The 23786-nt window shown below is 42.9% G+C and carries 19 protein-coding genes; 7 read left to right on the forward strand and 12 right to left on the reverse strand.

Annotation, left to right across the window (positions count from 1 at the left end; translation table 11 throughout):
- Window positions 1-171: 171 nt before the first annotated feature.
- From AC13CC_RS08935 to AC13CC_RS08960, 6 genes are all read left to right on the forward strand, one after another.
- Entirely contained in the window at window positions 172-1149 is a 978-nt protein-coding gene (locus AC13CC_RS08935) for an O-antigen ligase family protein (protein ID WP_482877761.1), read from the forward strand.
- 8 nt (window positions 1150-1157) lie between these two features.
- Window positions 1158-2519, forward strand: coding sequence for a murein biosynthesis integral membrane protein MurJ (murJ, locus tag AC13CC_RS08940; RefSeq protein WP_482877763.1), 1362 nt, complete (start codon window positions 1158-1160; stop codon window positions 2517-2519).
- Window positions 2520-2614: 95 nt separating this feature from the next.
- Window positions 2615-3742, forward strand: a complete 1128-nt coding sequence (locus AC13CC_RS08945; RefSeq protein WP_482877765.1) for a glycosyltransferase — start codon at window positions 2615-2617, stop codon at window positions 3740-3742.
- A 192-nt stretch (window positions 3743-3934) separates the two neighbouring features.
- Window positions 3935-4726, forward strand: a complete 792-nt coding sequence (locus AC13CC_RS08950; protein WP_482877767.1) for an ATP-grasp fold amidoligase family protein — start codon at window positions 3935-3937, stop codon at window positions 4724-4726.
- 100 nt (window positions 4727-4826) lie between these two features.
- Entirely contained in the window at window positions 4827-5897 is a 1071-nt protein-coding gene (locus tag AC13CC_RS08955; protein WP_482877769.1) for a sugar-transfer associated ATP-grasp domain-containing protein, read from the forward strand.
- 72 nt (window positions 5898-5969) lie between these two features.
- On the forward strand, window positions 5970-7121 hold the full coding sequence (locus tag AC13CC_RS08960; RefSeq protein ID WP_482877771.1) for a glycosyltransferase: 1152 nt from the start codon (window positions 5970-5972) through the stop codon (window positions 7119-7121).
- 51 nt (window positions 7122-7172) lie between these two features.
- Here AC13CC_RS08960 and AC13CC_RS08965 read toward each other — a convergent pair whose 3' ends face one another.
- From AC13CC_RS08965 to AC13CC_RS09020, 12 genes are all read right to left on the reverse strand, one after another.
- Window positions 7173-7682 (reverse strand): DUF6398 domain-containing protein, encoded by a 510-nt coding sequence (locus tag AC13CC_RS08965; RefSeq protein ID WP_482877773.1) that lies wholly within the window; start codon window positions 7680-7682, stop codon window positions 7173-7175.
- Window positions 7669-9531 (reverse strand): IS66 family transposase, encoded by a 1863-nt coding sequence (gene tnpC / locus AC13CC_RS08970; RefSeq protein WP_482877775.1) that lies wholly within the window; start codon window positions 9529-9531, stop codon window positions 7669-7671. Before tnpC ends, AC13CC_RS08965 begins: the two co-directional genes overlap by 14 nt.
- Window positions 9519-9800 carry an IS66 family insertion sequence element accessory protein TnpA gene (gene tnpA, locus AC13CC_RS08975; protein WP_482877777.1) on the reverse strand — a complete coding sequence of 94 codons (282 nt, stop codon included), beginning with the start codon at window positions 9798-9800 and terminating at the stop codon, window positions 9519-9521. The genes tnpC and tnpA overlap by 13 nt, the downstream gene beginning before the upstream one ends.
- A gap of 127 nt (window positions 9801-9927) precedes the next feature.
- Complete coding sequence (locus tag AC13CC_RS08980) at window positions 9928-11100, reverse strand: OmpA family protein (RefSeq protein WP_482877778.1); 1173 nt, start codon at window positions 11098-11100, stop codon at window positions 9928-9930.
- A gap of 117 nt (window positions 11101-11217) precedes the next feature.
- Window positions 11218-11655, reverse strand: a complete 438-nt coding sequence (locus tag AC13CC_RS08985) for a hypothetical protein (RefSeq protein ID WP_482877779.1) — start codon at window positions 11653-11655, stop codon at window positions 11218-11220.
- Window positions 11656-11681: 26 nt separating this feature from the next.
- The gene (gene bshA / locus AC13CC_RS08990; RefSeq protein ID WP_482877780.1) at window positions 11682-12824 is read right to left on the reverse strand and encodes an N-acetyl-alpha-D-glucosaminyl L-malate synthase BshA; all 1143 of its coding nucleotides are present in this window, start codon (window positions 12822-12824) and stop codon (window positions 11682-11684) included.
- Window positions 12825-12853: 29 nt separating this feature from the next.
- The gene (locus AC13CC_RS08995; protein WP_482877781.1) at window positions 12854-15766 is read right to left on the reverse strand and encodes a serine hydrolase domain-containing protein; all 2913 of its coding nucleotides are present in this window, start codon (window positions 15764-15766) and stop codon (window positions 12854-12856) included.
- A gap of 258 nt (window positions 15767-16024) precedes the next feature.
- Window positions 16025-16507: an ABC transporter ATPase gene (locus AC13CC_RS09000; RefSeq protein ID WP_482877782.1), complete on the reverse strand. Its 483-nt coding sequence runs from the start codon at window positions 16505-16507 to the stop codon at window positions 16025-16027.
- A gap of 78 nt (window positions 16508-16585) precedes the next feature.
- Window positions 16586-17377, reverse strand: a complete 792-nt coding sequence (locus tag AC13CC_RS09005; RefSeq protein WP_482877783.1) for a (Fe-S)-binding protein — start codon at window positions 17375-17377, stop codon at window positions 16586-16588.
- Between the two features lie 10 nt (window positions 17378-17387).
- Complete coding sequence (locus AC13CC_RS09010; protein WP_482877784.1) at window positions 17388-18713, reverse strand: 4Fe-4S dicluster domain-containing protein; 1326 nt, start codon at window positions 18711-18713, stop codon at window positions 17388-17390.
- Entirely contained in the window at window positions 18714-19700 is a 987-nt protein-coding gene (locus AC13CC_RS09015) for an MlaD family protein (RefSeq protein ID WP_482877785.1), read from the reverse strand.
- 65 nt (window positions 19701-19765) lie between these two features.
- Window positions 19766-20959 carry an N-acetylmuramoyl-L-alanine amidase family protein gene (locus tag AC13CC_RS09020; protein ID WP_482877786.1) on the reverse strand — a complete coding sequence of 398 codons (1194 nt, stop codon included), beginning with the start codon at window positions 20957-20959 and terminating at the stop codon, window positions 19766-19768.
- Between the two features lie 130 nt (window positions 20960-21089).
- On the opposite strand from AC13CC_RS09020, the gene AC13CC_RS09025 reads away from it, so the two are divergent.
- Window positions 21090-23783, forward strand: a complete 2694-nt coding sequence (locus AC13CC_RS09025) for a putative LPS assembly protein LptD (RefSeq protein WP_326278957.1) — start codon at window positions 21090-21092, stop codon at window positions 23781-23783.
- The last annotated feature ends 3 nt before the right edge of the window (window positions 23784-23786 follow it).

Consider the following 23786-nt stretch of genomic DNA (forward strand, 5'->3'; position numbering starts at 1 on the left):
ATTTTAGCCCTGATTCTATGGAACTTTCCTGGGTTTACATTAATCTATATTAATGATACTTTATCCTCTTTATTAAGCTACGCCTCCTATGGATTAATTTTAGTATATGTTATTCTGAACAAAAAGACTGGGAATTGCTATGAAATGCTTGTATTCGGAATACTATATTATATGATTGGTATCCTAGTCAGCCAAGTATATATTGCCGATATTCATTTCTTCTTTGTAAGGGTCATCAAATACATTATCATAATTTGGGGTGGGTATGAAGTGGTAAAAAATACAACTCAAAAGGAACTTTGGTTTTTTCTTTTGATTGGGGCCTTGTCCATTTTGGGGAATATCTTTCTTTTCCAAAACCCTCTGGCCGATTATGGTCGTTATAGTGGTTTTTATTTAGATGCGAATAATGGAGGCTTGGTCTGTTTAATGGGTTTTGCTCTAAGTTTTTCCATTATTAAACCCTTAAGGCTTTTTGGCAAGCTTTCGTTTACAGGATTAGGACTGATAACCCTATCCCGCACCTTTATGGTCACTTGGCTTTTGCTGAATCTGATGTCCATTCGTTTGAGTATAAAAAACGCCAAAATGCTACTCATTGGATTTGGAGTGCTGACTTTGCTTGTAACCTTTAACGAGTTTTTGCCGGTTAAAAACGAACGCTTGGAACAGATTGGAGCATTAATCAGTGGTTCTCAACAAAATGATGTCCAGGCATTGAATGAAGACTCTAGAACCGAAACCTGGGCACGCTATTACGATGTGTTGTTTGAAAATCCAATTTTCGGTAATGGATACCATTCTTTTTATGGTTATGGTATTGTTCCAACAAAATGGGGTGTGCATAACACCTATTTATTGATTTGGGGCGAAAGCGGTATAATTCCTTTATTAATTTTTCTTGCCTTTCTTTTCAAATTGTTTTTGAGAGGATATCATCAATTTCAGGAAAAACCGCATGGCCTATTAATGCTTAGTGGTTTGGCCCTCTTTTTTATGACCAACCATAATTTTATGACCAACGAATATGCCATTTTTATCCTCATGTGGATAGCGATTCAATTAAAAGAATCATCCAGCTCCAAATCTTTTGAACACTACTCAATTGTCAACCAAGGCACAATGGCTTCCGAAATCGAAAAAATATAGTGGGGCAAATGCAGAAAGAGGATAAAAAATGGCGCTCCCTAATTAAAAAGATTTGGAAAAAATTTCAAGGCCAACTATTTTCCAACATGTTGACCGTAGCGGTAGTATCGCTACTGGTCAAAGGTATTGCCTTTTTTAAGGAAATATTGATTGCTGACACCTTTGGTATTTCTGAGCTTTTGGATACGTATTTGATTGCAGTTTTGGTTCCTTCTTTTGTACAAAACGTATTTATAGGTTCCTATAGTTCAGTATTTATACCCAATTATGTTGCAGAAAAAAGTCATCAACAGCAAAGTATAGGGGCTTTTCAGGGTTCAAGCTTCATCATTACGCTGGCTTTGGCCCTAATCATGATGGGAATAACTTATTTAGGTATTGATGTTTATTTGGAAGTATTATTTCCTGGTCATGAACCACATTATTACGAACTGATTAAAACTCAATTGTGGATTGTGTTGCCCTGTATGCTATTTTGGGGGGTATCGTCTTTAATATCTGGCCTATTAATGGTAAACGATGAATTTCTGTATTCTTCCTTAAAAGGCCTATTTGTTCCCTTGACGACCATTATCTTTCTAGCATTTTTCCATCAAAATTTACAAGAAAAAACGCTTGCCATAGGTATGTTGGTTGGTAGTGTATTAAGCCTTATATATTTAATAGTCATTGGAACCAAAAAGAAAGTGATATGTATTGACAAACCAAATTTTAAAAGCCATAATATTCAAATTCTTATAAAACAATTTCCTGCAAAAATATCATCCAGTTTGATACACGGAATGAATCCAATGGTTGACCAATATTTTTCTGCCCAGTTAGCAGTCGGCGCTATTGCTTCCCTTAATTATGGGAGTAAAGTTCCTGTAGTGGTGCTAGGACTTATAAGTATTCCAGTAGGTAGTACACTACTACCCTATTTCTCGAAAAAAGCACTAGATGGCAGTAAAACACTTTTTAATTACCTTAATAAAATATTAGCTACTGGATTGGGCCTTGGAAGTATTTTGGCCATCCTACTCATTTTATTATCAAAACTTATCATCACCCTATTTTTTGAACGTGGCACATTTACCAGTTCGGATACGGATCAAGTTTATATTATACAACAAATGTATTTGATTCAAATACCCTTCTATATTTCTGCCATTGTGATGAACAAGTATTTGAATGCAATAAATAAAAACAATTTTTTGGTATTATCTTCAGTGATCAACTTGATTTTAAACGTTGTATTGAATTACATATTCTTAAAACTAATGGGGGTTAAGGGAATCGCTTTGGCCACATCCATAGTTTATTTTGTAAATGCCTTAATTATTTATCTGTACATCAGAAAAATACATAATATTCAAACAGCATCTATATAATAAAACCAATTAGACAGCTTTCCTAAACAAGAAAAGCATAAAATCAATAATACAATAGTGATAAGTCCGTTAAAAGCATATACCTCAACTAACACATGAGTAGTGAAAAACTAAAAATCCTAATATTTATTCCGAGTCTTATCGCGGGTGGAGCAGAAAGAGTTATGCTCTTTATTGCCAAAAACTTGAATCAAAAAAAATTCGATGTCAAACTAGTTGTTATTGGCTTTAAAAAGGATACCATATATCCTACAGAAGGAGTAGAAGTAGTTTATCTCAACCATCCAAATGCGAAAAACGCCTTTTTCGATATACTAAAATTATTTTTTAAGCACAAGCCTCAGATTGCTTTCAGCTCACTTACCCATGTCAACTACATTGTCGGCCTAGTGGCTTATTTTTATCCTCGTACAATATGTGTGGCAAGAGAAACAATTGTTCTAAGTGTTAGGGATTCGTTTAAAAAGCGGAATAAAAGTAACGCTAAAAACAAAGGGGTTTTTAGCTTTCTTAATTCCAAAATATCAGATTTAGCACACAATCGTATCAACTATTTTATCTGCCAGTCAGAGGATATGAAAAAAGACATGATTCAGATGGAAAAATATGCTAACAAGAATATTATAACCATTAATAATCCAGTTTCAGAGGAAATCAAAACAAAAGAAGACAATCCCGATAATTCATCATTACAGTTAATAACAGTTGGGAGATTGAGCAAACAAAAGGGGTATGAAAGAATCATGAAAGGGCTATCTAAACTAAAAGCTGCCTTTACTTATACAATTATTGGTGATGGTGCCGAAAAGGAACGTATTTTTAAGGTAGCCAACTCCTACAATATCATGGATAAAATTAAGCATATTCCCATTAGCAAAGAAGTGTACCAACATATGGCCAACAGCCATATTTATTTACAGGGCTCTTTTTTTGAAGGTTTCCCCAACGCTTTGATTGAAAGTTTAGGGATAGGAACCCCCGCCATAGTCTATGAAGCTCCTGGTGGGATGAATGAAATTATTATTAATGGTGAAAATGGGTATTTGGTAAAGAATGATACCGATTTTGTTGAAAAACTTAATCTTTTAATCGAGCAACTTGATAACTTTTCCCCTAGCCAAGTATCAAGTCATGTCGTAAAAAATTTCGGTTCGCAAAAGATTATTTCGGATTATGAAAATTTTTTCAACTCGATTACAAGGGAGAAAAAAGAAATTGATTAAGAATCTACCACACAATACAGTATATCTCGTACCAACCAACTAAAACCGGGACATATGAAACAAAAAATCCGACATTTATATCTCAACACAAGCATTGGCTATTTTATATTGCACCCCTTCTTTTTAATATATGAATATGGTTTGCAATTAATACCCGACAAAATGCAGGTCAAACGTAAATTTCGTTCCAGCATGGGGCGTGACCTAGATTTGGAAAACCCGCTTACACTAAATGAAAAAATCAATTTTCTTAAAATTTACGAGCGTCACCCTTTATTGCCCATTGCCGCAGATAAATATAAAGTACGGGAGTATATAAAAGATACCATTGGTGAGGTGTATCTTATCCCCTTGGTTTTACATACCAAGAACCCCAAGGACATTACACCCGAAAACCTTCCAGATTACCCTGTAATCATCAAAACAAACCACAATAGTTCTGGAGGCATCATCGTTAAGGATAAAAGTAACATAGATTGGAAAGCCAAAAGAAAGGTTTTGGCAAAACTTTTACGGGAAAATCATTATTACAGTACCCGAGAATGGCAATATAAAGATATAGAACCAAGAATAGTGGTGGAAAAGTTGCTGACCGACTCCAAAGGGAATATCCCTGACGATTATAAACTACATTGTTTTAACGGAAAGTTGATTTTTACCCAAGTAGATTTAGACAGACATACGGACCATAAAAGAAACTTGTATAATGTGGATTGGAATAAAATTCCCTGTAAATGGATCTATGAAAACGGAGATGAGGTTCCCAAACCTTCCAATTATTCGAAAATGAAGGAACTGGCAGAAAAAATAGCCAAAGATTTTACCTATGTTAGAGTGGACTTCTATAGCATAGACGATTCCATTTTCTTTGGCGAACTGACCTTTCATTCAGATTCTGGTTTCGGTAAATTTTTCCCTGAATCTTACGATTATATGCTTGGTAATATGTTAAATATTAAAGATGTTTTAAAAAAGGAAAAATAATTAGAATAGAAAGTACCTTATAAACTATTATATTCCGTAAACCCTCATTTTATTTGTAACCAAACCTAATAACATTTCAATTTTCACCTAAATCTCATCCATGAATTTCACTGAAAGGTTTTATCATAAATTCAATACCTATTTGAGGGTTAAACGGCTCCAATATGGTTATAACAAGAAAGTCCTTAAACTTATTAGAAATACTAAACCACCATATTTGGATAATAAAACCAAAAAAGAAATTAAAACTAGGTACGCAGAATATGGCTTTAAGAATACTTCTGTTCAATGGCATAGATTTTTTGGAAACCTGTATTCCAAAACATGTATAGATTTCATTCCTGAATCACTCTTTTACTGCTATATAGAACCTGCTTTGAATAAAACTGGCCTATATCGGGCTTGGGAGGACAAAAACTCAATAGAAAAATTCTTAAAACCTGAAATAACTCCAAAAACATGGGTTAAAAATTGTAATGGCTTTTATTATATCAATGATGAGCCCACATCAAAAGAAAACGCCATGAAATATTGCGCCCAACTTAATGAATTTGTAATCAAGCCTTCAATAGGAACTTATGGCGGTGACGGTGTAAAAAAAATTGACTTGAGCATATCAAAAGACAGGAGTCAACTTGTTAATTCGGTTTTCTTAGAATATTCTAATGATTTTACCATTCAGGAAGTACTAAAACAGTCTCCCAAATTGGCTGAGTTAAATCCAACTTCTATAAATACCATACGCATTATGTCCTACTTGCGTCCCTCCGAAACGGTAATTCTTTCAGGAATAATTCGTATTGGTAAGACAGGGGTATTTACAGATAATTTTACTTTGGGAGGAGTCGTCTGTGGAATCAACGAAAATGGTGAGCTTAAAAGATTTGGGATAGATAAATATGGCAAAAAATCAATCCAAAGCGAAACCGATATCGTTTTTGAAGGTTATACAATTCCTGAGTACAATAAAATTATTGAAACAGTTAAAAGTCTGCACACAAAATTACCCTACTTTAAAATAGTATCATGGGATATTATGGTTAATGAAAATTCTGAAGTAAAAATCATTGAATACAATACTTTTGGACAAGGTATCAATGGTCACCAAATCACAAATGGGCCTCTTTTTGGTGACTATTTTGATGAAATACTCGAACTATCCAAGAAATAGGATTAAAGTTTATTGAAATTAAAAAAATCACCTAGTAGGTAAAATAATTTGGTGCTACCCCTAAAATTCTGAATGGAAAAATCTCCAGAAAAAATAGCAATCTTCATCAACTCCTTGGCCGGGGGCGGTGCCGAACGCGTAACTTCTTACCTACTCCCTTATTTGGTAAAAAAAGGGCACTCCGTGGTTTTGATACTGACCGAGGAAGAATTGGCTTACCCTGTTCCCGAAGAGGTTCCCATTCATTATTTGGCCAAATCAAAAAAAAACGAATCCGGTATTCTAAAATTGGCAAAACTCCCTTGGTTGGCATACAAATATGCCCGTTTTTTAAAAAGGGAAAACATTACCCATTCCTTCAGTCTTTTAACACGCCCCTGCTACGTGAATATTATGGCGCGCTGGTTTACCAATCATCCCTACAAACTCATGATCAGCGAACGCAACTTTCCGAGCATGCAGTATGGGGGCAATGAACTTCAAGCCCGGATCAATAATTTTTTGGTGAAACGCCTATACCCAAAAGCGGATTTGGTGGTAAGCAATGCCAAGGCCAGTGCCCAGGATTTGGTCGATAATTTTGGTGTTTCCAAAGGACGGACCCAAACCATATACAACCCAATCGATATTGATAAAATCGACAAAATTGAAAAACTGGAAGGCTTTTTCGATGCCAATTATGTGAATGCCGTCAGTATTGGCCGATTGGTTCCAGAAAAAAACCACCTTTTTTTGTTGGAGGCCGTGGTCCCTTATAAAAACCTACGCCTCTACATTTTTGGGGAAGGTGAACTTAGGTTGCAACTGGATGCCAAGATCAAACATCTTGGCTTGGAAGAACAAGTGTTTTTGATGGGTTTTGAAAGCAATCCGTTCCAATATTTAAAAGCTGCCGATTTCTTTTTGTTCGGTTCCTTAAACGAAGGATTCCCCAACGTGCTCATGGAGGCCATGTGTTGTGGCCTGCCCATTGTAAGCACCAATTGCAAATCGGGCCCCGATGAAATGATGGAGCTGAAAGAAGCCAAAACCGATGATATCATGTTTACCGACTACGGTATTCTAACTCCGATAAACAATGTAGCCTGCATGCAAAAGGCCTTGGATTATGTGTTGCAACATCCCGAATTTTTGAAGGCATGCAAGCCCAAACTTTTACAGCGGATCCAAGATTTTAGGCGCGAACCTATATTGGAGGCCTATCACCGGTTGATCACTTCTTAATGGCTATGTAACCACAAACAAGAAGTATCCGTCCGAGCAAGTACGTATGGATTATTCTTCTTCGTATCGGGTTGTAAAGGCGATGTCCCTACCGTCAGCTCTGGACTGACGAACCATTTGTTGCATATGTTCAGGTAGGGATCCTATAGGAACGATAAGATCGTCCACCATCACCAAATCATTCAAGGGGTTGTTGCGTTGCATGTGGTCCGTGGAGAACTCGGGATTATAGTACCATAGGTCGAACATGTCCTTTATCATTCTGGCCTTGTTGGATACTGTCGTGGACTTGGTGCCAAAATAGTCGTGGATCTCTCTGGAGGGTATGTAAGGCTCAAAAGATCTGTCACCCAAAAAGTTGATGGAGCCTATGGTATGGATGACCGCGGCCGCCCATATTTCCAGTTTCCCCCTTTTGAAGGGGACATCCCTTTTTCGTCCCATTTTTTTGATGAGCCTTTCGCAGAGTTCGAAGTATTCATCATTGAGCTTTTGGGCGCAAAAGGCCCCGGTGAGTTCCAATAGTTCCTTTTCTTTCTTTTTTATTTCATCCTTGGTCATATGGTGCATCTTGTTTGTTATATCCGGGCAACAGTTCCTCCAGTCTTTGGATACTGTGCCCAGGTATCCGTTCCAGGGTATCGGCGAGCCACTCCCTGGGGTTGATGTCCTGCATCTTGCAGGTGCCGAAGAAGGAATAGAGCATGGCGGCATGTTGTGCCGCCCGGTGCGACCCGGCAAAGAGATAGTTCTTCCGGCCCAGGGCCAAGGGCCGGATGGCATTTTCGATCAGATTGTTGTCCAGTTCGATACGCCCATCTTCAAAGATGCCCATAAACTTGGGGTATTGGTTTATAAAATAGGCCATGGCCTTGCCGATAGGGCTTTTCGGCAGCACATGGAACTGCTCCTGCTCGATCCACGTTTTGATCTGTTCCAGTAGGGGCCGTACTTTTTGCTCCCGAAGCTTTTTTCTCCGGTTGCGGTCATCCCCGGCCTGTACCTTGATCTCCCGTTCTTTCAGGTAGATATCACGGAAGGTCCCCAGGGCTTTTTCTGCCCGCTGCCTGTCGCTATCCACCGCATCGGAGAACTTCCTGCGGGCATGCACCAGACAACCGGCCAGGGCAATACCGGGATCGGTGCCTATTTGGTCGTAGACACTATAGCCGTCACACTGCACATAGCCTGTATATCCATCAAGGAGTTCCTTAGGGCCATGCTGTCCCCGGCCTTTGCGATAATTGAACAGTACAAGCTTGCCCATGGGGTCGTGATAGACCCATTGGTACCCTTGGTGGGTGCTGCCCTTTTTGTCGCTTTCCAACACTTTGATGGGGCTTTCGTCCGCCTGGATATACCCACTCTCCAATATTTTCTGCTTTAGGGTATTGTAGAGCGGTTCCAGAAGCCTACAACAGCCCGCCATCCAGTCGCTAAGGGTGCTGGGGGCCGGCTGCCAGCCAAAATCCCGTTTGAAGATCTGGATCTGGCGGTAAAAAGGGAGATGGTCGATGTATTTGCCCACCAGAATATGGGCCAGTAAACAGGCCTCGGCGATACATTTATCGATGGGGCGTTCGGGCAAGGGCGCGATCAGCACGCCCTCTCCTCCTGCTTTGGCATACTTGGGCCGGACGGTCCTTCTTTTGACCAGGCTGGCCGGGGTATATTCCAGGGTCTCGCTGACCTCTTCCCCGATCTTGTTCAGTCCGGTGGTATCTTCTTCCGGTTCGATGACCACTTCCCGCACCGGTAAGTGTTCTGGCAAACCATGGCGCCCCGGATGCTTTTGCTTCTCCCGGGTATAGGTAATGGTCTCTGTAGGGTTCTGCTCTCCTGATGGTGCCGTGGTTCCTTCAAAAAGGGATAACTGCTCCCGGGCGATCTCCGCAACAAAACGTTCCGATCTGAACCCGTTGATCAGTTTGTAGAGCTGGGCCAATTGTGCCTTCAGGGAAGCATTCTCTTCTTTGATGATGGTATGTTCGGCAAGGAGTTCCTGGTAGGTCATCGGGAATCGAAAATACGAACCTTTCGCCTGATATCCCAGTGCTTGCCCCATTTTTTCATAGCGTTTTCGACGGGAGAGATTGGTGATGGACACCCCGTCAACAAGCAGGACCAACTGGGCATAATCCAACCGGAGCCCTTCGGCCCGGCCGTCGTAATGCGGCAGCTCAAAGGTGCCCGTTTCCAACCGTTTGTAATATAGGACAAAGCCCCCGGATTGCCAGTGCAGGAGCTTGGCCTTGTTCCTTGCCTTGTTGATGAAGATATAGACCGAACCATCATCGGGGCTCCGCCCCAGTTCCCCGAGAACCAGCCCGCACAGACCATCAAAGCTCTTGCGCATGTCCGTTGGGGGGAGATAGAGATGGAACCGTAGGGAACCGCTCAGGGCAAACATGCTATGGGGATCTCAATTTCCACGCCACCCTTAAAGCGAATGTATATGCTCCCTGTGGCAGGCGCCCCAGGTGGGGATGGCACCGGCAATGGGACGAAGTTGTCCCTTGAAACTCCCTGGCCAGGCTTTTTGGCCTCTTTCCTGATCCAGTAGTTTAATTTGCTTTTGCTCACCCCATGGGCTTTGGCGAATGCTTCCTGGGTCTCCCCAGAGGCATGGTAGTGGGATACAAGGGCCTGCATTTTCTTCGCAGTTGATGCTTTGGTCATAGTGTTTTGTTTTGGCCACTAAACTATAACCTTGGAAAATGCCATAAAAGATGTACTTAGACAGATGGATACAACAAGAAAGCCATGGTTGTTGACCATGGCTTTACTTTATACTTAGCTTTTTTTACTAGTACCCGACTATCTCAAAATCGGACCTCCTGTTTTTCGAATGTTGTTCCTCGGTACAACGTACCCCATCGGCACATTCGTTTACCAATTGCGTTTCCCCAAAGGCCTCATGACTGATTCTATCCGCAGCGATACCTTTTGTAATCACATAATCCACAGTTCGTTCAGCTCTTCGCTCCGAAAGCCATTGATTGTACTTTTCCGTTCCCCTTGAATCGGTATGGGCCGTAACCCTGATTTTCAATCCGGGCTCGTCGTTCATGATGGCGACCAACCGATCCAACAATTCTTTATCTTTTGAGGTCAAGTAAGAGGAATTGAGCTTAAAGTACACATTCCCCAAATCGTTTATCTTGGTCTGCAGTGCATCCCTTCTGGCTTCTTCCGCTTCCCTTTCTGCCTTTTCCGCTGCAGCAAGTTCAGCGGCCTCTTTTTCCCTTTGCAAACGTTCGGCCAGCAATCTTGCCTCTTCTTCGGCTTTGGCAATGGAATCCTGGACCCTTTGCTGCTCTTTTTCCATTTCCTGCAATAAGGCCAATTTTTCCTCCCCTTTTCTGGAAAGCCCTTTTTCTACATCAAACCTATAGGCCACTCCAAGGGCGTGCTGTAAATGATCGGAAGCGTTTTCTGAATCCATGGCCCATTTACCTGTGGAGTTGAAATCCAGACCCCAGTGGTCGGAGAGCCACGTCCTAAAACCCAATACGGCATTATAGGTTCCCCTGCCCTGATTGTTGGCATCGGTATACCCGGCACCGATTCCTACGTAGGGATCAAAAAAGCCCATGTGTCCCAAAATCATGTTCAAATCATAGCTTACCCTAAAGTCAAGTCCCCAGTAATCCACATCTTCTGGATTCACATTGTTGTCCACAATTTTTCCTTCCTTGTATTTGTTGTAAGAGCCTATGGCCTCCAAGCCAAGACCGTTTTTAAAATAACGGCCAAAACTAAGCCTGGACGGATAGGGCACTGCGTTCCAAGCATCGCCTATGTCAAAAAGCCTTCCAAATTCATCTCCGGAGTCATCCACCACATTGGTTCCCAACGATACAAGCCAGTAGCTTTGTACAATACTATCCTTCTTGGTCAGTTCTACGTCTTGGGCATAGGTCAAGGCAAAAGAAAAAAAGGCCACGACCAGCAGGGTCAAAGGTTTTGAAATATTCATTTTTACTCGATTTGAGGTTTATCGCCTTCAAAGCTATGGCAAGCCCTTAAAAAAAAGAAACTTTGCACTTCAAAGTGCGCTTATTTTCGATGAGAGGCAAAATATATTTTGAAAGTCCTAATGGTCAATCCTTTGGAAAGTGATGGTTTTATCGACCAATGGCATTTTGTAGAGGTAAAAGGGAAAATTAGTGGCCTGGACCGTGGTTGCTTCCTCCTTTTTCTGCTCAACAAGCTCCAAGGCCATCGAAATTTCCGCGTCGGTCTCCTTTAATTTGGACAATACGGGCGTTATATTCCCTTTCTGCTCGCCCAAACAGACCAAGATCACCAGCTCTTGGGAAAAGTCCACAACGGGAACGGGTAGGCCAGGTTTACGGGTTTTGTTTATTTCCGCATAAAATTTTCGCAACGATTTTGCATCCCGAATCACCCGTTCCCCGAATACATCTATATTGACAAAATCATCATGGTCTATCAACACCATACCTTCAATTGCTTCGCCCGCAGGGGAATGCCCCTCTTTTTGGGCCCTACAGGAGAGCAAACAGATCAATGCTATGAAGACTATATATCTGATGGCTAAAAAGTGTTTTTAAAGCGTGATCTAAAGGCCTTTTCATAAAGGTCTTCATACAAGGGCAGCACATGTACTATATCGAATTTTGATGCCACATTGAATGCATTTTCCTTGAACTTTTCCAAGGTTTCGTCATCCTTTAAGATCTCTATCGCCCGTGCCGCCATGGTCTCCACATCACCTACATTGGCCAAATAACCGGATACCCCGTCAATGTTTACTTCGGGAATCCCCCCTGTGTTGCTGGAAATCACGGCCACCTTGTTGATCATCGCCTCCAAGGCCGCCAAACCAAAGCTTTCCGTTTCCGAAGGCAAGAGGAACAGATCGGAAAAACAAAGGATCCGATCAATTTCATTGCTATTGCCCAAGAACAGCACTTTGTCCTTCAGGCCCAAAGAATCGCAAAGATCTTCCGCCTTTTCCTTTTCGGGCCCTTCGCCTACCATAATGAGTTTTGCAGGCATTGTTTTTTGGATCTGATGGAATATTTTAATGACGTCAGGGATGCGCTTAACCTTTCTAAAATTACTGATGTGGGTTATGATCCGTTCATCTTCCCTTGCCATCATGGTGCGCTGGCAATCCGTATAATTGTTCTTGTACTTGGTGGTCTCAATAAAGTTGGGAATCACCTCAATATCCTTTTCAATATCAAAAAGTTTTAAGGTCTCCATTTTCAAGGCCTCGGAAACCGAGGTCACCACGTCCGATTTATTGATGCTGAAGGTAACCGCCGGTTTATAAAAGGGGTGCTTGCCGACCAAGGTGATATCGGTTCCGTGCAAGGTGGTGATCATCGGGATAAAGATCCCGTATTCCTGGAGCATCTTTTTGGCCATATAGCCTGCATAGGCATGTGGTATGGCATAATGCACGTGCAACAGTTCAATATCGTACAGTTTGATGGTATCCACCAACTTACTGGAAAGCGCCAGCTCGTAAGGTTGGTAGTGGAACAAAGGATATTCCGGTACGTGTACCTCATGAAAATGAATGTTGTTCCCCAAAAGTTCCAAACGCACAGGTTGACGGTAGGTGATAAAGTGCACTTCATGGCCCCGCTCTGCAAGGGCAATACCCAATTCCGTGGCAACAACACCACTACCGCCAAAGGTTGGGTAACACACAATCGCTATTTTCATAAGACAAATCTAAGGCAATTATTTATTACCTAATTAATAATGGAATCATAAATGGCCTGCTGAATACGTGTCCGCAATCCAGATTTGATCAATAATGTATTCGTTGCAGACGGGTAGGTTCTGTTCGACAGAAAAACATAGACAATTTCCTCTTCGGGGTCGGCCCAGGTATAGGTTCCCGTAAATCCGCTATGGCCAAAGCTCTGTCTGGACACACAACCACAGGTAGGGCCTTTTTCTTCCAGTTGGGGTTTATCAAAACCAACACCACGCCTCACATTTTTGTTACAGAAATAGCAGGTATTGAACCGCTTCACCGTACGGGGGTTAAAAAACCGTTCCCCACCGTAGTACCCGCCCTGTAAGTACATTTGCATGATCTTTGCCACCTCGTTGGCCGTGCTAAAGAGTCCTGCATGGCCTCCTACACCGCCCTGCATGGCCGCACCCATATCGTGCACATAGCCCTGCACCGTCTGATATCTGTAATAGTCGTCCTCTTCGGAAGGAACTATCTCCTCTTTGGAAAATTTTTTTAAGGGATTAAAGGTGGTTCGTTGCAGCCCCATTGGTTTGTACAGGAACTCATCGATCAATTCGTTGATAGGCCTTTTATAGGTATCCTCAATATACTCCTTGAACACATAATAGCCCACATCGCTATACCGGTACCTGTTCGATTTAAGGCTTTGTCTGCCAATCCTGCTATAGATGGAATCTTTATATGACCTGGTCAGATATAAATGCTCGGCAACTTTATACGGAAATGCCTCCGATGGGTTTTGCCTGTAAAATTCCGATGATGGCTTTCGGTCCTTGTTCAAGGTATCCAAGTAAAAGGCAATCCAGGAAGGCAATCGCCCATAGTGGGATAGGGCTTTGAGGACGGATACCTCTTTCAACTCGGTATCGGCATATTCGGGAATCAGCTCCCCGAATGTATCGTTCAGGGCAATCTCCCCCTCTTCCTCCATTTTCATGATCAAGGGCAAGGTGGAGAGAATCTTCGTTAGCGAAGCCAGGTCGTAAATAGATTGTTCTGTGATATGCTCCTTGGATTGATAGGTGGGTTTACCAAAATTCTTGTCGTAGACAACTTTTCCCTTTCTGGCAATCAATACCTGTGCCCCTGGAAACATCAGGGAATCCAGTCCATGTTGCACCAAGGTATCGACCTCGGCCAAAAGTTCGGAGCTCATCCCCACCCGTTCTGGAATACTGTACCCCAAACGCTGAATGGGCTCAACATCAACGCCTGTGCCCACTGGAAACTCGCCATGGGCCGATACGGGCAGTTTGCCCGATGCCCCAATGGCACCAAAAATAAGCTCGGCCACCTTTTTCTGCGCTATTCTGCTATTTTGATAGCCCACCACTAGCCCGTCCACGGTATCAAAATTGAGGACATCCAACAAAGCGTACGGCCTAGCGAACAAGGCCAAAATGGTGTTACTGGTCCGCAAACGGGATATTTCCTCCAGCCAAAAAAGCTCGTTCTTTGAAAATTTGTAGCCTTTCCAAGGACTTGAATTGTCCTTATGGAAACCGATGATGACCAAATTATACTTCGCCAGCTCCTTTTTATACCGGGCAATATCCCTGGCCTTGATATGGGTTACTTTGTAATATTTGTTCAATGCTTCGTGGAAAGCGGCCCCGGGATCATCACCAAAATGCACATAAGCAATTTTTTTATTGTCCAGTTTTTTGATGGGCATCAACGAAAAATTGTTCTTGGCCACCGTTATGGCGGCTTCAATGGCCTCTTCGTAGACCACATCGTTTTCAATGCCGTTCAGGTCCTCAAGGAGGTTTTCCAAACGTACAGGCTCATAATTGTAAAGACCTGCCTTGTATTTGGCCATCAATATTTTTTTGACGGACCTGGCCAATCTTTCCTCCGTTACCACACCATCGTGATATGCCTTTATGAAAGTTTCTTTGGCCTTGAGCACGTTTTCCGGCATCAATAATAAATCATTCCCTGCCAAAAAGGCCTGCAATTCCACCTCGCCTTCGGGGGCAAAGTCCGAAACTGCCTTCATGTTCAAAGCATCGGTGATGACCAAGCCTTTAAATCCCAATTGGTTTTGCAATACGCCCGTCACTATACTTTTGGAAAGTGTTGATGGGTGCCCTTCCCGAGGTTCCAAACTGGGCACATCCAAATGGGCCACCATGATAGAGCTCAATCCAGCGCTCATTACTTCTTTGAAAGGATAGAGTTCAATCGAATCCAATCGCTCCAAAGATGAGTTGATGATGGGCAAGGATTTGTGTGAGTCGGTAGCGGTGTCGCCATGTCCGGGAAAATGTTTACCACTGGTGAGTACACCTGCCTTTTCCATGCCCCGAACAAAGGCCCTTCCCTTTTCTGCCACATTTTTGGGGTCTTCGCCAAAAGAACGGTTACCTATGATGGGGTTTTGCGGATTATTGTTCACGTCCAAATCCGGTGCAAAATTAATGTGTACCCCAAGACGTTTGGCGTGTTTTCCGATCTGATGCCCCACCTTTTCCACAATGGCACTATCATGGATTGCCCCCAGGGTCATGTTCCATGGAAAAGCGTAGGTGGAATCCAAACGCATGGCCATGCCCCATTCGGCATCGGAACCAATGAGCAATGGCACTTTGGATACTGCTTGATATGCGTTGGTCAATTGTGCCTGTTGGACAGGTCCCCCCACTAAAAAGATGACCCCTCCAATACCTTCGGATGCGACAAGGTCACTTACCCTATCCGTTGCGGATTTACTTTGGTTCGATGCAACGCTCACCATAAACAACTGTCCTATCCGTTCTTCAAGCGTCATGTTTGCATAGTGGTTTTCCACCCATGCCATTTGGGCCACGGAGTCTTTAACGACCAACGGGTTAAATTGCCCGATAGCTTGTAAACAAAACAGTAGAAAAAGGGGGAGATGGAGATTTATCCGCATAAAAATCTTGTCTAAGACCTGAACTTATTGGCAATAAAAATATTGCATTTCATCGAGGAAAGCATAAGATTTAAGATAATTTAAGAGTGTAGCGCTTTAGTTGTTGTAATTCTTCCACTAAAATCCCGAAAAGCACTATATCCCGTTCGTAGGCAAAGGCAGGTGCCGAGAAGTGGCCGTGGTCAATGAAAATTCTCGGTGTTGGTCCACGCCCTGAAATCAATCGAATTTGAAGCTTTGACGTCCAGTATTTAAAACCTATACAAACCTGGAGTGCCAACTTTCGCTGGCAGGGACTTCCCAATGGTCCAAATATTCCTGTTTTGTGGCCACCAAGTTGTTAAAAACAATGGTGTTCGGGGAAACCGATTTGGCCTTGGCCATTTTCTTGAAATCCTTTAGGGGCTTGTAGGCAATGTATTCACCTTGTTTGAAGGATACGTTCATCCTGTCCAGCAATTCTACATTGTATTGCTGCTCCAGACTTTGTATAAAGTGTACCGAAGCATCAATGGAGCAACCCGATGCACTTACATTGGTCTGGTCCAATCCGATAACGATAAATCGCTTGTACTTTATCTCGAATCCCGCATGTAAATTACTTCCATGTGCGGTCCATTCCTTTAGGAAAGCTGTTAGGCTCTCTTCCAATTCCTTCAGTTCTTCTTCCGTAAAACTCCTGTTGGATTGATAGACCCAAACTCTGGAGTGGTCTGGCAATTCATTGAAATCTACTAGCATTTTTTTTATTTATTTCGGTCTCGACCGCCTACCCATATTCGGGAGGCATGCGCTCGACCTGACATTTTTATATTCAATTTATAAGCCTTGGGAACTCGCCAACAGTTCGGCCACGTCCAAAACGGTGACACTGTCCTCTTTTTCGTGTGCCTTTATCCCATCCGTCATCATGGTATTGCAATATGGGCAAGCTGTTGCAATAATATTGGGGTTGGTTTCCAAGGCATCCTTGGTGCGCAATACGTTAATGTCCATATCCCCTTTTTCGGGCTCCTTGAACATTTGGGCACCTCCCGCCCCACAACAAAGGGCAGTTTTCCTGTGTCGTTTCATTTCTACCAATTCAGCACTGGTCTTGCCGAGCACTTCCCTTGGTGCATCGAAAACGGAATTGGCCCTGCCCAAATAACAGGGGTCGTGGAAAGTAATGCGTTTTCCCTTGTATCCGTCCCCCGAAATGGCCAAACGCCCGTCATCAATAAGTTCTTTAAGATATTGTGTGTGGTGGACCACATCGTAATTGCCGCCTAAACTCGGGTATTCGTTTTTTAAGGTATTAAAAGAATGTGGATCGCAGGTGACTATTCGTTTTATTTCGTAGCCATTCAGTAATTCTATGTTCATCATGGCCTGCATTTGGAACAAAAACTCGTTACCGGCTCTTTTTGCCACATCTCCCGTGGAACTTTCCTCGGTGCCCAAAACGGCAAAATCCACATTGGCCTTGTTCAACAACTTCACAAAGGCCCGCGATATCTTTTTGGCACGATCATCGTAACTACCCGCAGAACCTACCCAAAACAATATTTCCGGCTGTTTGCCTTCTGCCATAAACTGCTGCATGGTCTTAACCTTTAATTGTTCGCTCATAGTACTAGATTTATTCGTTTACCCAATTTAAACGGTCCATTTGATTGTAGGGCCAAGGGGCTCCGTTGTTCTCTATGTTGGACATCATATTGTTCAGTTCGGTAGGGGCGGCCGATTGCTCCATGACCAAATACCTGCGCATTTCCACGATAATGGACAAGGGATCTATGCTTACGGGACATGCTTCAACACAGGCATTGCAAGTGGTACAAGCCCAAAGTTCCTCCGTTGTGATGTAATCGCCCAATAATTCCTTGCCATCGGGAACAAACTTTCCTTTATTGGCATCTATATTTTTTCCCACTTCCTCCAAACGGTCGCGGGTATCCATCATAATTTTTCGGGGAGATAGTTTTTTTCCGGTCTGATTGGCCGGACATTCCGAAGTACATCGTCCACATTCGGTACAGGTATAGGCATTGAGCAGTTGTACCCAATTCAAATCCATGACATCCGAGGCCCCGAATTTCTCGGGCTCCGCCGCATCATCCTCCGCGGGTGCGGCAAATGGGTCTGCATCGGGGTCCATCATCAGTTTCACCTCTTTGGTGACGGATTCCAGGTTATTGAACTGTCCCTGTGGCTTTACTTTTCCATAATAGGTGTTCGGAAAGGCCAAAAGGATATGCAAATGTTTTGAGTAATAGAGGTAGTTTAAAAAAGCCAATATGCCCAAAATATGCAACCACCATGCTGTTCGTTCCACAAAAATCAATGAAGATTCCGATAGCCCGTCAAACAATGGAACAATAAACTGGCTCACGGGAAAGGACCCTGCTTGCACGTAGTGTTCTGCCCCTATCCGCTGTAACTGAAAATCCGTAGCGTTCATGGTCAAGAACAAGAGCATCAGCACAAACTCGATATAGAGGATCATGTTTCCATCGGTTTTGGGCCAACCTTTCATTTCGGGTTTTATAAAACGCTGTATTCTGATGATATTCCTTCTGATCCAGAAAACCACTACGGCGACAATGACCAAAAGTGCCAATATTTCAAAAGACCCGATCAAAAAATTGTACACGGGGCCCAAGGGAGAAAACAACCTGTGTGTTCCCAAAAGGCCATCGAGGATGATCTCGAGCACCTCTATATTTATAATGATAAAGCCCACATAAACAATAATATGCATAAGACCGGCTATGGGCCGCACTACCATTTTGGTCTGTCCCAAAGCTATCTTTGCCATGTTTTTCCACCGTTGGGATTTGTTGTCGCTCACATCAATACCCTTTCCGAGTCTGATGTTCCGGGACAACTTTTTAACATTGCGGGCAAAGAACCCAATACCCAGAATCAGGGCTATGGCGAATACTATATTGGGCAGATATTCCATTTATTGATTTTCTTTTAGTCCCGTAGAATCCTGCTGCTCTGCGGGATCGTTCTCTGGGAGCGTGTACTCTTTTTGCTTTTTACCAAATACAGAAACATTGACATAGCGTTTGGGGTTTAGCCTAAAATCCTGCAACAATAGATCCAACTCCCTTGATGCATCGGCCAAATTGTTATAGAGCGCATCGTCTTGGTGCAATTTGCCCAAAGAGCCCTCGCCCCTTTCTATTTTGGCCAATATGTCGTTAAGCTTTTCCACGGTAGTCTTGAACTCGGTAAGGGCCCCACCAAGATCGGAGTTTACCAGGGAATCGGACAGTTTTGAAAAGTTGGAAGTGATTCGGTTTACATTTTTCAAGGAACTGTCCAACTGCATTTTATTATTGTCCAGCAAAGTGTGCAGATTATCTGCGCTTCCCTTAAAGGATTTTACCAACTGATTTAATGAAACTATGGTTTCTTGCAGCTGTTTTTTGGTAGGGTCGTCCAATATCTGGTTCACATTCATCAATAATGTATCGGCGTTGGACACCGCTCCTTCAACCTTCATCTGCAAGGGCGTCAATTTTTGTTGTACCAACTCGGTGATGCCGGGTTTTATTTTGGATTGCAGTGTATCTCCTGATTTTGCTCTGGGCGCTTTGTCGAAGATTGGAACGATTTGAACGCCTTTTCCGCCGATGATGCCGGTATCGAAAAGTTCAGCAATACTGTTTTTGGAAAATTCAAATTCATTATTGATCGATAAGGTCACCAACAATTTACCGGAACTGTCCTTAAAATTGATACTGGTAACATTGCCCACATTGTATCCGTTAATGGAAACCTGGGTCCCGGGCTGTAATCCGCCCACATTGTCGTAAACAGCATAAAAAGTCTTGTTGTTCTCAAAAAGTGGGGAGGATTTTAAGTAGCTAAGCCCAAAAATGAAGGCTACGATTCCAGCGACTACGATAATCCCAGTTTTGATTTCCCTGGATAGTTTCAAAAGATTCGGTTTATGGTTTAAACAAATTTAGGAATAATTATTACAAGAGTGCTTTTGAGGGCATTCTACTTCACTACATCCGTAATGGGAACCCTTAGCCCGTTCTTGTATGCCACAATGTACGATGTTGTATAGCCTTTGGCATCCGCATTTTTCTTTAACCTCTTGGCCTCTTCATAAGTATTTGCATTCCCGTACATATACCGAAACAGGTTCTTATAGGGCTCCTTGGACAATTCGCCCAGGCCATTGAAGTTACTTCCATTGAGTGCAATATTTTTTCCACTGGCCATCAATTGCACTTTGAACACTATTCCCGTATCTTCTTTGGCTTTCTTTTCTTCATGCTGGATCCCGGAAGATTTCTTTTCAGGCTGTTTCCCTTTTACTTCTTCTTGCTTTTTTGGGCCATCCGTTGGTACGGTAGTAGCTGTTTTATCCTCCTTTACTGGAGGGGTGTCGTCCACTGGTGTGGATGTAAAGCCCATATCCTCTTTATAGGCCAACACGGCATCGGCAATGGCCTTTCCCATTTCCTCCTGTCCTTTTTTGGAGTTAAGATAGCTTCCTTCGTTTTTATTGGTCAAAAAACCGGCTTCCACCAAAACACTGGGCATAAAGGTTTGGTGCAGTACGATGAACCCTGCCTGTTTTACCTTTCTATCCTTGCGCTTGAGTCCTTTGGTAAAATTATCCTGTAGCTTTTTTCCCAATTGTATGCTCTGGTCAAGAAACTCTTCCTGCATAATGGTCAGCCCTATCACAGATTCCGGGGAATTAATATCGTACTCTGCATATCGCTGCTCGTAATCATCCTCCAAATAAATTACGGAGTTCTCCTTTTTGGCTACCTCAAAGTTTTGACGATTGGCATGCAGCCCCAGTACGTATGTTTCTGTTCCATAAGCATTGGAATTATGTGCATTGCAATGTACCGAAACAAAAAGATCGGCATTGGCCTCGTTGGCGATCTCGCCCCTTACGAACAAATCGACAAAGGTGTCATCGTTCCTGGTATAGACTACTTTTATATCGGGGTGCTTTTCCAGCTCCTTCCCTACTTTTAGGACAATGGCCAGGGCTATTTCCTTTTCCAGGTACCCATTTCCAATATTTCCCGGGTCGTGCCCACCATGCCCTGCATCCAAGACCACAACAAATTTATCTTTGGGCAATACCTCGGTATCATTTTTGTTAAAAGAGGTCAAAGGAAGGACCAGAAGTAGAAAAACTAAAAATGCTAACCGACTTTTATTCATAAGAACTGAGTAATTATAGCGTTCATTAATGGTTAAAAATATCGTAATCACCAATAAGTAGAACAAAAAATATATGTAAGTTTGAGGCCAAAAACTGGGCCAAACTAGCACAAAAATAGGATTTATCACGTTGCAACCAAATAAACATCTTTTACTTTTCCTATTTGTTCTTCTTTGTGGCACAGTTACCTTAAGTGCTCAAGAAGACCTTATCAGACCTTTGCCCATCAAGGCTTCCAAGGACACCATCACTGCTCCTTTGTTGCCCCCGAACATCTTGAACGATTCGATAAAGACGGATTCCGTTGCAACGGATACCGTTCCCAAAAAGCAGCCTTTGCTTTTGGACAAAATCAAATATAAGGCCAAAGACTATGTAAAACTTAGCCAAAAGGACAATAAAATTTACCTGTACGACGAAGCGGAAATCCATTATCAGGATACCGAGCTTAAAGCGGGGGTTATTGTTATGGACTATGTAAAAAACGAGGTCTATGCCGGGCGCATGAAGGATTCGTTGGGCAATTACTCGCAATTGCCCTTTTTTAAACAAGGGGACCAAGAGGTCCGGCCCGATTCCATCCGTTTTAATTTTGATACCCAAAAGGCCCTGATCTGGAATTCCAGAACCGAGCAACAGGCGGGGTTGGGACAATTGGGAAGCGACGCCATGAAGGTGTATGCCGAAAAGACAAAAAAAGAGAACGATTCGGTTTACTTTTTAAACGAGGGCAAACTGACCACCTCCAACGACACGGTAAACCCCGATTATTATATTAGGGTACGAAAAGCCAAATTTGTTCCCAAAAAGAAAATTATAGCAGGGTACAGCAATATGTACATTATGGACGTACCCACACCTGTCGCCCTGCCCTTTGCTTATTTCCCATTGACCACGGGCCGGGTGGCTGGAATCTTGTTCCCTACCTTTGGCAATGATCCCCGAAGAGGCTATTTTATCCAAAATGGCGGATATTACCTGCCTATAAGCGATTATGTGGACCTGAGTATCACGGGGGATTATTACACCAACGGCAGCTATGGTCTACAGGGAAGTTCCGTTTACACCAAGCGCTATAAGTTCAAGGGGAATATAAACATCAGTTACGAAAACCTGGTCACAAGTCAAAAGGGTTTTGACGATTACAGCCGAACCAGCAACTACAACATCAGGATATCGCACTCCCAAGACTCCAAGGCCAGCCCCAATTCGCGTTTTTCCGCATCCGTCAACTTAGGGTCCAGTCAATATTACACCAACTCCCTTAACCAGGTAAACCGGAACAATTCGCAAACAAACACTTTTGCATCCTCCATTAGCTACTCCAAAACATTTCCGGCCTATCCATCGGTAAATACAAGTCTAACGCTGAGCCATACCCAAAACACCCGATCGGAGGAACGCACCATCAATATGTCCCTGCCGAACTTTCAGGCAAGCATGGAACGTATCTATCCTTTTGTGAAACGGGATGAAATCAAAAAAGGGGTTTTTGAAAACATCAATTTTCAGTACGATGTCAATGCGCAGAACAGCATTACCACAACAGAGGAAAACTTTTTCAAAAGCGGCATGTTCGATGATGCCAAAATCGGGGCAAGGCACAGAATACCCATTGCGACCAATTTTAAACTGGCCAAGTACCTTAGTGTAAGTTTAAGTGGCAACTACGAGGATATCTGGTCCATGAAAACCGTTAGGCGGCAATATGATGCCGAATTGGAGGAGGTGGTGACCGATACCATTTCGGGTTTTGACCGTTTTAACCGATATAGTTTTGGAACCAGTATAGGTACAACAATGTACGGTACATGGAACCGTGGCGAGGATAAAAAGATACAGGCGTTACGGCACGTAATGCGCCCCTCGATCAGTTATAGCTACACCCCTTCCTTTGAGCAGTTTTACGAATCCTATACCGATGGGGATGGCGAAGAGGTTCAGTACACTCCCTTCGAGACCAGCATCTATGGAAGACCTTCCCTGAACAAAGGAAGTTCCTTGAGCTTTTCCCTTCAGAACTCCCTTGAGGCAAAGGTCAGGGACAAAGATTCCACGGCCACCGAACCCAAGAAAGTAAAAATCTTGAGCAATCTTTCGTTTTCCGCCAGTTATAACCTAGAGGCGGATTCCTTAAAGCTCAGCCCGGTAAGTATGAGCGGGGCCACCGAAATCATAAAAAATGTTCCCATTAATTTCGCCGCCACTTTTGACCCCTATGCCATTGATAACAATGGTCGCCGTATCAACACCCTCAACATAAAAAATGGCGGGGGCATTGCAAGATTGACCTCAGCCAGGATAAACACCAGTTTTTCGCTGAACAGTGAAATGTTCCAAAAAGGGGGCGCAAAGGAGAAGAGCGACGAGGAAAAACAATCGGATTTTAGCGACAACCCATTTGCCATGGACGATGTCCGGGGAGATCGTGCATTTGGCAGAGGGCAGACCGGAAGGCAACAAAGCAAAGGCAATACACAGGACAATCCTATATACAACAATAAACTACCTTGGGACGCCCGCTTTACCTATGTGGCCTCATACAACAACAGTAACCGACAGAGTGAAATCACCAACCACTCTTTAATGTTCTCGGGGAACATTCAACTTTCACCTAAGTGGGAAGTAGGTTTTAACTCCGGGTATGATTTAAAGAACAAAGGTTTTGCCGATACACGATTTGCCTTTAAACGCGACCTTGGCAGTTTTAGACTAAGTTTTGATTGGACACCCTTTGGCAGGTACGAACGTTGGTACTTCTTTATTGGGATAAAGAGTTCCCTATTGAGCGATATCAAATGGGAAAACAGAAGTCAGCGATAATTT

It is taken from the genome of Flagellimonas sp. L-11 (assembly GCF_056857735.1).